Origin of the sequence: Shewanella avicenniae, assembly GCF_017354945.1 — a bacterium.
GTDB classification, from domain to species: Bacteria; Pseudomonadota; Gammaproteobacteria; order Enterobacterales; family Shewanellaceae; genus Shewanella; species Shewanella avicenniae.
Genome location: NZ_CP071503.1, coordinates 402,748 through 414,072 on the forward strand (window position 1 = coordinate 402,748; position 11,325 = coordinate 414,072).

The 11,325-nt window shown below is 49.4% G+C and carries 8 protein-coding genes; 6 read left to right on the forward strand and 2 right to left on the reverse strand.

Going from position 1 to position 11,325, the window contains the following annotated elements:
* Positions 1–41 precede the first annotated feature (41 nt).
* Positions 42–413 (reverse strand): type IV pilin protein, encoded by a 372-nt coding sequence (locus tag JYB87_RS18805; protein ID WP_207355216.1) that lies wholly within the window; start codon positions 411–413, stop codon positions 42–44.
* 808 nt (positions 414–1,221) lie between these two features.
* The gene (gene nadC / locus JYB87_RS01805) at positions 1,222–2,082 is read right to left on the reverse strand and encodes a carboxylating nicotinate-nucleotide diphosphorylase (protein WP_207355217.1); all 861 of its coding nucleotides are present in this window, start codon (positions 2,080–2,082) and stop codon (positions 1,222–1,224) included.
* A gap of 273 nt (positions 2,083–2,355) precedes the next feature.
* Between nadC and ampD the strand changes: the two genes are divergently transcribed.
* The 6 genes from ampD to lpdA all read left to right on the forward strand — a co-directional run bounded on the left by ampD (position 2,356) and on the right by lpdA (position 11,157).
* Positions 2,356–2,949 (forward strand): 1,6-anhydro-N-acetylmuramyl-L-alanine amidase AmpD, encoded by a 594-nt coding sequence (gene ampD / locus JYB87_RS01810; protein WP_207355218.1) that lies wholly within the window; start codon positions 2,356–2,358, stop codon positions 2,947–2,949.
* Between the two features lie 28 nt (positions 2,950–2,977).
* Positions 2,978–3,823 carry a beta-lactamase regulator AmpE gene (gene ampE, locus JYB87_RS01815; protein ID WP_207355219.1) on the forward strand — a complete coding sequence of 282 codons (846 nt, stop codon included), beginning with the start codon at positions 2,978–2,980 and terminating at the stop codon, positions 3,821–3,823.
* Between the two features lie 261 nt (positions 3,824–4,084).
* Positions 4,085–4,837 carry a pyruvate dehydrogenase complex transcriptional repressor PdhR gene (pdhR, locus tag JYB87_RS01820; protein ID WP_207355220.1) on the forward strand — a complete coding sequence of 251 codons (753 nt, stop codon included), beginning with the start codon at positions 4,085–4,087 and terminating at the stop codon, positions 4,835–4,837.
* Positions 4,838–4,900: 63 nt separating this feature from the next.
* Entirely contained in the window at positions 4,901–7,567 is a 2,667-nt protein-coding gene (gene aceE, locus JYB87_RS01825) for a pyruvate dehydrogenase (acetyl-transferring), homodimeric type (RefSeq protein ID WP_207355221.1), read from the forward strand.
* 12 nt (positions 7,568–7,579) lie between these two features.
* On the forward strand, positions 7,580–9,577 hold the full coding sequence (aceF, locus tag JYB87_RS01830) for a dihydrolipoyllysine-residue acetyltransferase (protein ID WP_207355222.1): 1,998 nt from the start codon (positions 7,580–7,582) through the stop codon (positions 9,575–9,577).
* A gap of 149 nt (positions 9,578–9,726) precedes the next feature.
* Positions 9,727–11,157: a dihydrolipoyl dehydrogenase gene (gene lpdA, locus JYB87_RS01835; RefSeq protein ID WP_207355223.1), complete on the forward strand. Its 1,431-nt coding sequence runs from the start codon at positions 9,727–9,729 to the stop codon at positions 11,155–11,157.
* The last annotated feature ends 168 nt before the right edge of the window (positions 11,158–11,325 follow it).

An 11,325-nucleotide genomic window follows, 5' to 3' on the forward strand; every position in this document is an offset into this window, starting at 1 on the left:
TAACCACCCAGAACAAAAGTGCTGGGTGATTTTTTAATCAATTAAAGTGAGCCACTTGCTGAGCAAGTGGTGGTAGCCCACTGACAAGTAATTGTCGTAGTTGACACATCTTGCGGTGTAAAAGTGCTAGTTGCGGTACTTGTAATTAGAGCAAGATTTGTCGGATATCCTGTTGGTGCAGTAGTACAAGCTTTAGGTACGTAAGTGGGTTGAGAAGTACTTGCAACAATAGCTGCTGCTTGAGCCTTAGTCCACGCTTCTGCTTCACCTAAACAAGAGTTTACTTTACTTTTAGCTACATATTCTTTGTAAGCAGGCAATGCGATTGCTGCCAGAATACCGATGATGGCCACCACGATCATCAATTCAATCAGGGTGAAGCCCTTAGCTGATTTACTCTTAATACCTTTCATTTTTAATCTCTCCAGATTTGGCAGCAAGCTACATAATACAAGCTACGCATCAGCACGGCGGTTACAATCCTTAGTCAACTTTTTACGTCGGCACCTTTGGCTTTTGCTTACAAAAGTTCAGGCTACGTCGGCAAAATCCATTTGACGCTAGAGAGAACGCTGGGTGCACCGTTACGAGCTGTCATCGACTTGCGCGCCATCAGTGTTTAGTTAACCAGTGTCGTTATATGGCAATCCGCTTAGCAAGCAACAACGTTAATATCTATCAGCCACGCAAATTGTGAGCTCATCTAATCCTGCGATGTATAAGCACCACAGAACCCTATCGCTCACTCCAACGTCACATTCTTGACCTTGCAACAGCTTACCCAAGTTTGTCAGTTGCGGGTTCATTGACGAATGTTAAAAATGTTAACGCTGATTTGTATGGAACAGAAAATCATCAAGCTGTTCACTAGAAAGAAGGCCACAGGCGGCCATCTCGCCACATGACAACGTTAGAACATTGTGATGACAATTAAAATGGCTTGCGCACACTTTTTTCAATATTTTTACTGTTTTTCGGGTGTTTGTGAGTAAATTGACCGAATTGCTAATGTCGGTTTTTTGTCATTTAAAACCGGCAAGTCAAAGAAACTGACAATGTCAAAGCAACGTCTATAGGGGTGTTATGAAATCGTTAATAGTAGTTCGCTATTTGAACTGTGCTTTTTTGTCCGAAATGCTATTAAAACGTGCTGTAGTGGGGCAACAAGCACGCCATGCTTATTACCCAACACCCATCAAAACCAACTATCAACGCCCTAGACTAACCCTTAAAACGCATCGACAGATCAAGTGCGCGAAGGTGCTTGGTTAAGGCACCGACGGAAACATAATCCACCCCTGTGTTGGCAAACTGTTGGATGGTGTCGAGGGTGACATCGCCCGATACCTCTATCTTGGCGCCCGCATCACGGGCTTTGTATTGATTATTGAGCTCAACGGCGCTGAGCATCATGGTGACATCGAAGTTGTCGAGCATGATGATATCGGCATTGGCATCGAGCGCTTGGGTCAGTTCATCAAGTGATTCGACTTCAACTTCCACAGGCTTGCTAGGGTGCAGTTGCTTCGCAGTTGTCACCGCCGCAGCTATGCTGCCACAGGCCATAATGTGGTTTTCTTTAATTAAAAAGGCATCAAACAGGCCGATACGGTGGTTTTTGCCGCCACCACAGGTGACGGCATACTTTTGCGCGGTACGCAGGCCTGGCAGGGTTTTACGGGTATCAAGCAACTGGCATTGAGTGCCTGCCAGTTTGTCGGCATAGAGTTTGGTGAGACTGGCCACGCCCGACAGAGTTTGAATAAAGTTCATTGCGGTGCGTTCGCCGGTGAGCAGAATGCGTGCAGGGCCAGAGAGTTCACACAGCTTTTGCCCAGCCACAATTAAATCGCCATCATCAACATGCCAGTGAATGGCCACTTCGCCGCCAAGCTGCTGAAACACTTGCTCTGCCCAGGCTTTACCGCAAAAAACGCCATCTTCGCGGGTGATCAGAATCGCTTCACCATGTTGTGCTGCGGGAATCAACTGCGCGGTAATATCACCTTCACTAACGCTTAAATGGCCTAAATCTTCATCCAATGCGGCCTTTACGCTGACTCTGATATCGTTTTCCAACATGATGGGTTCCTGCACACTCAAAGAAGCAAAGAAAAACTAGCTAGTAAAAGATTAGCATAAGCGACCTGCGACAGGTATAGAGGATATGCAGTTACGCAGGGTGTTTGCTAAAGTATTAACCAAGCTAATAATCAAAGCGATTCATTTAGTTGCGACTAATTTTTATGCTGTAGTTGGCGCTGACTTTCGAAGGCGGCCGTTGATGAAAACAAGGTAAGCTAAAGCAAGGTAAGCCATTGCCGCAGCCAACGCGCTATTGAGGAACATAACCTAATGGATAACGCAAACTCTGTGCCCAATAGAGGCGCTCTGATAACAACCGAATTCAACGCTTGGCAACAGGGCTGGTACCTTGGCGCGCGCCATTCAGCATCGCCGCATTTTAACCAACGCCCTGCTGACACCGATATTAGTTTGTTGGTGATCCACAATATAAGTCTGCCCGCTGGTCAGTTTGGGCTACCTTTTATAGAAGCGTTGTTTTGCGGCAGTTTAGATTGTCACGCCGATGCCAGCTTTGCCGAACTCGAGGGGTTGCAGGTGTCAGCGCATTTTCTAATCCGGCGTGATGGCGAAGTGGTGCAGTTTGTATCCTGTGATGAGCGCGCTTGGCATGCAGGCGTTTCACGGTTTGAACAGCGTAGTAACTGCAACGATTTTTCTATTGGGATCGAACTTGAAGGAACTGACACTTCTGGCTATACCGATAAGCAGTATCAACAGTTAGTGGCATTGACGCGCGCAATTCAACAAGTTTATCCGGCGATAACGCGATCACGGATTGTTGGACATAGTGATATTGCGCCGGAACGGAAAACAGATCCGGGTGATGGATTTGACTGGCAGCGTTATCTAGCGGCAATATGACGCTTAACTGTGAGGGCAGGAGCGCCAAATGGCATTGTTTTCGTTACTAATTGCGGTATTGATTGAACGATTAAAGTTCATTCCGAAGTTTATGCAGCTGGACAGCATGTTCGCTTGGTATCGGGCGCACTTTTTTACTGAGGATCTGCTGCGCAGCAAAAGTGGCATTTGGTTGGCGTTGCTGTTTCCGGCGTTGTCGGTGTTGGTGTTGCAGTGGGTGATCAGCGGTTGGTTGTTCGGTCTGCCATCTTTGTTGCTGTGGACTGTGATTGCTGCCTTGTGTTTGACCCATCAGGCGGTGCGAGAAAAGTTTAAGCAATACATGCAGGCCGCTTGTCGGGGTGATTTGGAAGCCTGTTACCTGCATGCTAAGGCGTTGGATTACCAAACCTGCTTAGATAGCGTCAGCGCCGCAGAGCTGGGGGCTCGGGTTGGCCAGTTAGCGGCGTGGCTGAACTATCGTTATTACGGTGCGATTGCGTTTTATCTGATTATTCTCGGCCCTGCAGGGGTGATGTTTTACTGTACGGCGCGTTATTTCGCGGATTTAGAGGAAGAAACACCGCTGCCCTTGCCGCCGAATCTGATGTTTGCATTAGATTGGTTGCCGTCGCGGGTCGTATCACTGGGCTATGCGCTCAGTGGCCATTTTGCTTCCGCCTTTGGTCGTTGGCGTGAGCTGGCATTTAAGTGGGACAGTATGCCAAACCGAATTGTGGCGGAAGTGGCCTTGGCCGCTGAAGCTTTACCTGAACGAAGTGGTGCGCCGGTTTGTGTGCGTTCAACCTTGGCGCTGTTAGCGCTAAGTAAGCGTAACTTTATTCTCATTTTGACAGCGTTGGCGATTCTGACCATTTTTGGATTGGTGCAGTAATTTGCCCAGATTTCTGCCGCGGGCGATGTTTGACTGGTGCGCAAAGCGGTAAGCGTGAATTGTTTGGTTGAAATTTAAGCGTTTTAACATGTTAGACTAAAGTCTGAACACTGACGTAAGTGCCAGAAAGCGGTGGCATGTTAGGCAAAAATCAGATTAAATTGACCTACATCACGCTATAGACAATAAAAATGTGATTTGTTAAAGTGCGCTCACTCAAGAATTGGTAAGACCAATTGACAACAAGGAGCTGGGTGCCAAATGGCCTATAGCAAAATCAGTCAGCCTAAAATTTCCGACGTGATCATGGAGCGTATTGAGCAGATGATCCTCGAAGGAAGTTTGAAGCCAGGTCAAAAACTCCCTCCCGAGCGTGAGTTGGCATTGCAGTTCGAAGTTTCCCGTCCATCACTCCGTGAAGCGATTCAAAAACTCGAAGCCAAAGGGCTGCTGCTGCGTCGTCAAGGCGGTGGCACCTATGTCAAAGAGCAGCTGTGGAAAAGCATGGCTGATCCTATCGTTGAATTAATGCTAAGCGACTCAGAAAGCCAGTATGACTTGCTGGAGTTCCGTCATGCCACTGAAGGCATGATGGCCTATTTTGCTGCGTTGCGTGGCACCGATGCCGATATGAAAAACCTGCAAGCGATGCTGGAGCAGGTTGAACGCGCCCACGGTATTGAGGCGATGGCCGCTGCCATTGTGAATTTCTATCGTGCCATTGCCGAGGCGTCACACAACGTCGCCATGTTGCATTTGGTACTGAGTTTAACTTCTGTGCTACACAAAAACGTAGCACAAAACCTGGAGCTTCTGAGCCGTCGTGAAGAAGCTTCATCCGAGGCTAACGAGCATCGGCGAGACCTGCTTGCCGCTATCGTTCGTCGCGATCCTGAAGCCGCACGAGAAGCATCTAACGAGCACTTGAGTTATATCGAGGAAGTGATGCTGTCGGTCCGGGAGGAAGATAGCCGGTTGCAGCGCAGTCTGCGCCGTATTAAGAGCGGTATGTAACACGGGTAGTGGTACCGATTACCGCAACGACAACATTCACCATGTATAGATAAGGACAGTGTCATGTCTGAAAATATGCTACAAGACTTGGATCCGTTGGAGACTCAGGAATGGCTGGACGCCCTGCAAGCTGTGTTAGAGCAGGAAGGCCCAGAAAGAGCGCATTTCCTGTTAGAGAAGTTGATCGAAAAGGCGCGCCGTAACGGCTCCTATCTGCCATATTCTGCAACGACTGCTTATGTGAACACTATCCCTGCGGGTCAAGAGCCACAAATTCCTGGCGACCAAGGTTTAGAGCGTCGCATTCGCGCTATCATCCGTTGGAACGCGCTGGCGATGGTTATTCGCGGCTCTAAAAAAGATTTAGAGCTGGGTGGTCATATCTCCAGTTTTGCTTCAAGCGCTACCATTTACGATGTGTGCTTTAACCATTTCTTCCGCGCACCGAATGCGAAAGACGGTGGTGACTTGGTGTACTTCCAAGGTCACATCGCGCCAGGTATCTACTCACGTTCTTTCTTGGAAGGCCGTTTGAGCGAAGAACAGCTGGCTAACTTCCGTCAAGAAGTGGATGGCAAAGGCTTGTCTTCTTATCCGCATCCTAAGCTGATGTCGGACTACTGGCAGTTTCCAACTGTGTCGATGGGCTTGGGTCCTATTCAAGCGATCTACCAAGCACGTTTCTTGAAGTACCTGACCGACCGCGGCATTAAAGATTGCTCTGAGCAAACGGTATATTGCTTCCTCGGTGATGGTGAAGTGGACGAGCCAGAAGCACTGGGTGCGATTGGTTTGGCTGCCCGTGAAGAGCTGGATAACTTGGTGTTTATCATCAACTGTAACCTGCAGCGTTTGGATGGCCCGGTACGTGGTAACGGCAAAATCATTCAAGAGCTGGAAGGCGAATTCCGCGGCGCAGGCTGGGAAGTGATCAAAGTGATTTGGGGTCGCTACTGGGATCCACTGTTGGCCCGTGACACCAGCGGTAAACTGCTGCAGTTGATGGAAGAAACCGTTGACGGTGAATACCAAAACTGTAAAGCCAAAGGCGGTGCGTGGACTCGTGAACACTTCTTCGGTAAGTACCCAGAGACTGCTGAAATGGTGGCCAATATGTCAGATGACGACATCTGGCGTTTGAACCGTGGTGGTCACGACCCTGTGAAGATCTACGCTGCACTGGATAAAGCGAAGAACACCAAAGGCCGTCCTACCGTGATCCTAGCAAAAACCGTAAAAGGTTATGGTCTGGGTGACGCTGGTGAAGGTAAGAACATCGCTCACAACGTGAAGAAAATGGATATCGAGTCTATCCGTTACTTCCGCGATCGTTTCAATATCCCTATCCCGGATGACAAACTGGAAGAAGTACCTTTCTATCATCCAGGTGAAGATTCAGAAGAGGTTAAATACCTCAAAGCCCGTCGTGAAGCCTTAGGTGGTTACCTGCCTGCACGTCGTGAGCAGTTCTCTGAAGAGTTGGACGTACCATCACTAAAGATTTTTGATGCGATTTTACAAGGCTCTAACGGCCGTGAAATCTCAACTACCATGGCATTTGTGCGCGTGCTGACAGCATTGCTGAAAGACAAAGGCGTGGGCAAAAACATTGTGCCGATTATCCCTGACGAAGCGCGTACCTTTGGTATGGAAGGCTTGTTCCGTCAAGTGGGTATTTATGCACACGAAGGCCAAAAATACGTACCGCAAGACAAAGACCAAGTGGCTTACTATCGTGAAGATAAGTCTGGCCAAGTGCTGCAAGAAGGGATTAACGAGCTGGGCGCGATGTCTTCATGGGTATCTGCCGCGACAAGCTACTCGGTGAACGATACACCGATGATCCCATTCTACATCTACTACTCAATGTTTGGTTTCCAACGTATTGGTGACTTGGCGTGGGCAGCGGGTGATATGCGTGCCCGTGGTTTCTTGGTCGGTGGTACTTCAGGCCGTACAACCCTGAACGGTGAAGGTTTGCAGCACCAAGATGGTCACAGCCATATTCTGGCGAACACCATCCCAAGCTGTATCTCTTACGACCCAACTTACGGCTACGAAATTGCCGTTATCGTGCAAGACGGTATTCGTCGTATGTATGGCGAAGGTCAAGAAGATATCTTCTACTACCTGACTACCATGAACGAAAACTACGTTCAGCCAGAAATGCCTGCCGGTGTTGAAGACGGCATCATCAAAGGTATCTACAAACTTGAGTCAGTCGCTGGCTCAGGCAAAGGTAAGGTACAGCTGATGGGCTGTGGCACTATCCTCGAAGAAGTGCGTAAAGCGGCGCAAGCCTTGGCGAAAGATTATGGCGTGACTGCAGATGTTTATAGCGTGACCAGCTTCAACGAGCTGACCCGCGATGGCCAAGAGTGCGAGCGTTACAACATGCTGCACCCAACTGCAGAAGCCAAAGTGCCTTATATCGCGACAGTGCTTGAAAAAGACTCACCAGCGATTGTAGCCACTGACTACATGAAACTTTACGGCGAACAGCTGCGCGCTTATGTCCCAACCGACTACAAAGTATTGGGTACTGACGGTTTCGGCCGCAGTGATAGCCGCGCGAACCTGCGTCACCACTTTGAAGTGGATGCCACCTTCGTGGTGATTGCCGCACTGAAAACCTTGGTTGATCGCGGTGAGATGCCAGTGGATGTGCTGACCAAAGCCATCGCTGAATACGGCATCGATGCTGACAAAATCAGCCCATTGTTCGCATAAGAGGGATAACCAATGGCAGATTTGAAAGAAGTTCTGGTTCCCGATATCGGCGGGGATGAAGTTCAAGTCATCGAAATTTGCGCCAATATTGGCGATGCGCTGGCGGAAGAGCAGTCGATTCTCACGGTTGAAAGTGACAAAGCGACCATGGATATTCCTGCGCCTTTTGCGGGTGTACTGAAAGAGCTGAAAGTGGCAGTAGGCGACAAAGTGTCTGAAGGAACCTTGATTGCACTGTTAGCTGCAGAAGGTGTGGCCGCTGCTGCACCTGCGCCAGCCGCAGCAAAAGCGCCTGAGCCTGTTGCAGTTGCTCCTGCCGCAGCGCCAGCACCGGTTGCCGCTGCTCCTGCAGCAAGTGGTTCACAGCTAATTGAAGTCACTGTGCCAGATATCGGCGATGCCACTAACGTGGATATTATCGAAGTGCTGGTAAGCGTGGGCGATACCATTAACGCCGACGATGGTTTGATCACCCTAGAAACCGACAAAGCCACCATGGACGTACCTGCACCGCAAGGCGGCGTAGTGAAATCTCTGGCGGTTAAAGTGGGCGACAAAGTGTCTGAAGGGTCACTGGTGTTGACCTTAGAAGTCGCTGGCAGTGGCGCTGCGGCTCCAGCAGCAGTTGCTGCTGCACCTGCGCCGACTGCTGCCCCAGCGGCTGCCCCGGTTGTTGCTCCAGTAGCGGCAGCGCCTGTTGCTACAGCTAGCCAAACCATTGAAGTGAAAGTGCCGGATATCGGTGATGCCAAAGACGTTGATGTGATTGAAGTGCTGGTGAAAGCTGGCGACACTATCAACGCTGATGATGGTTTGATCACCCTCGAAACTGACAAAGCGACCATGGACGTACCTGCACCACAAGGTGGGGTAGTGAAGTCGGTGGCTGTTAAAGTGGGTGACAAAGTCTCTGAAGGTTCTTTGGTGATAACCCTGGAAGTTGCCGGTAGTGCACCTGTCGCCGCCCCTGTGGTTGAAGTGCCAGTGGCAACTGCCGCGCCTGCAGCCCCAGCGGCTGCTCCAGCAGCAAGCCGTCCACCGGTGCCACATCACCCAAGTGCCGGTGTGGTGCAAACAACAGGTGTAGTGCATGCGTCACCATCGGTACGCCGTTTAGCGCGTGAATTCGGTGTTGACCTGACCCAAGTGAAAGGCTCTGGCCGTAAAGCGCGTATTCAGAAAGAAGACGTACAAGCTTACGTGCGTTACGAGCTGTCACGGCCAAAAGCCAGTGCAGCAACCGCGGTTGCTGGTGGCAATGGTGGTCTGCAAGTGATTGACGCGCCAAAAGTCGACTTCAGCAAGTTTGGTGAAGTGGTCGAAGTGCCATTGAGCCGTATTCAGAAGATTTCTGGCCCGAACCTGCATCGCAACTGGGTGACCATTCCCCATGTGACCCAATTCGATGAAGCGGATATCACTGAGTTAGAAAACTTCCGTAAAGAGCAGAACGAACTGGCGGCGAAGAAAAAGCAAGCCATCAAGTTCACTCCACTGGTGTTTATGATGAAGGCGGTTGCAAAAACACTGCAACAGTTCCCAACCTTCAACTCAAGCTTGAGTCCAGACGGCGAATCACTGATCCAGAAGAAGTACTTCCATATCGGTGTGGCGGTTGATACGCCGAACGGCTTGGTGGTACCTGTGTTCCGTGACGTCGATAAGAAATCGATCACTGAGCTGTCAATCGAGCTGATGGATATCTCTGCGAAGGCGCGTGATGGCAAGTTGAAAGCTGCTGATATGCAAGGCAGTTGCTTCACCATCTCAAGTCTGGGTGGTATTGGTGGTACAGCGTTTACCCCAATTGTGAACTATCCAGATGTGGCGATTTTGGGTGTGTCTAAGTCTGAATTCAAACCAAAATGGAACGGTAAGGAATTCGTACCACGCCTGATGTGCCCGCTGTCATTGTCATACGACCATCGGGTGATTGATGGTGCGTTGGCAGCACGCTTCAGCGTGACACTGTCCAGCTACCTGTCTGACATTCGCACATTGATTATGTAATTGCTAAGGCTGACCGTTAAGGTCAGCCTTATGTTTAATTGTGATCCCGGTCAAGCAGAGTAAAATGCCTGCAAATGCACAATTTACCCTGCTCGAACGTCCAGGATGGGCTAAGTGTCCACATGGAATGAAACAAATCAGAGGAAAACATGAGTAACGAAATTAAAACACAAGTCGTGGTATTGGGAGCGGGCCCTGCAGGTTACTCTGCTGCGTTCCGTGCAGCGGATCTGGGTCTGGACACCGTGATTGTTGAACGTTACAGCACCTTAGGTGGTGTATGTCTGAACGTCGGTTGTATCCCTTCAAAAGCGCTGTTGCATGTGGCAAAAGTGATTGAAGAAGCGAAGCACATGTCAGCTAACGGCGTGACCTTTGGTGAGCCAACCATCGATTTGGATAAGTTGCGTGGCTTCAAAGAGAAAGTGATCAGCCAACTGACCGGCGGTTTGGGCGGTATGTCCAAAATGCGTAAAGTTAACGTGGTGAACGGCTTTGGTAAGTTTAGCGGCCCTAACAGCATCGATGTTACTGCTGAAGATGGCACGGTCACTACCGTTAAGTTTGATAACGCCATCATCGCTGCAGGTTCGCGTCCAATTCAATTGCCATTTATTCCGCATGAAGACCCACGTATTTGGGACTCAACTGATGCATTGGCGTTGAAAGAAATCCCAGGCAAGTTACTGGTCATGGGCGGCGGTATTATTGGTCTGGAAATGGGTACTGTGTACGCATCTCTGGGCAGCCAAATCGACGTGGTGGAAATGTTTGACCAAGTGATTCCTGCGGCTGATAAAGACGTGGTGAAAAACTTCACTAAACAGATCAAAAAGAAATTCAACCTGATGCTGGAAACCAAAGTGACTGCAGTAGAAGCCAAAGAAGATGGCATCTATGTCAGCATGGAAGGTAAATCTGCACCAGCGGCACCAGAGCGTTATGACGCAGTGCTGGTGGCAATCGGTCGTACTCCGAACGGTAAACTGATCGATGCCGACAAAGCGGGCGTGAAAATCGACGAGCGCGGCTTTATCAACGTTGATAAGCAAATGCGCACTAACGTGCCTCACATCTTTGCGGTGGGCGACATTGTTGGCCAACCTATGTTGGCGCACAAAGGCGTACACGAAGGTCACGTAGCGGCAGAAGTTATCTCTGGCTTGAAACACTTCTTCGATCCAAAAGTGATCCCATCGATTGCGTACACTGATCCAGAAGTGGCTTGGGTTGGTTTGACTGAAAAGCAAGCTAAAGAACAAGGCATTGCCTACGAAACCGCGACCTTCCCATGGGCGGCAAGTGGCCGTGCTATCGCTTCTGAAGCGAGCGAAGGTATGACTAAGCTGATTTTCGAAAAAGAAACTCATCGTATCATCGGTGGCGCACTGGTGGGTGTGAATGCTGGTGAACTGCTGGGTGAAATTGGCTTGGCGATTGAAATGGGCTGCGATGCAGAAGATATTGCATTGACCATTCACGCTCACCCAACCTTGCATGAATCTGTTGGCTTAGCTGCTGAAATGTATGAAGGTTCGATTACTGATTTGCCTAACCCTAAGGCGAAAAAGAAAAAGTAATAGTGACCGTTGTTGATTGTTAAGAGCTCGCCTTTGGCGGGCTCTTTTTTTGCTTTTGCTGAGTGAGTAAACAGAATTACCAATTTAACTTTGTTATATAGCTGTTATAAGTCGCGAGGCGCATTATAATTATCCCATAAAACCAACAACTAACCGTCGCCACTGAGT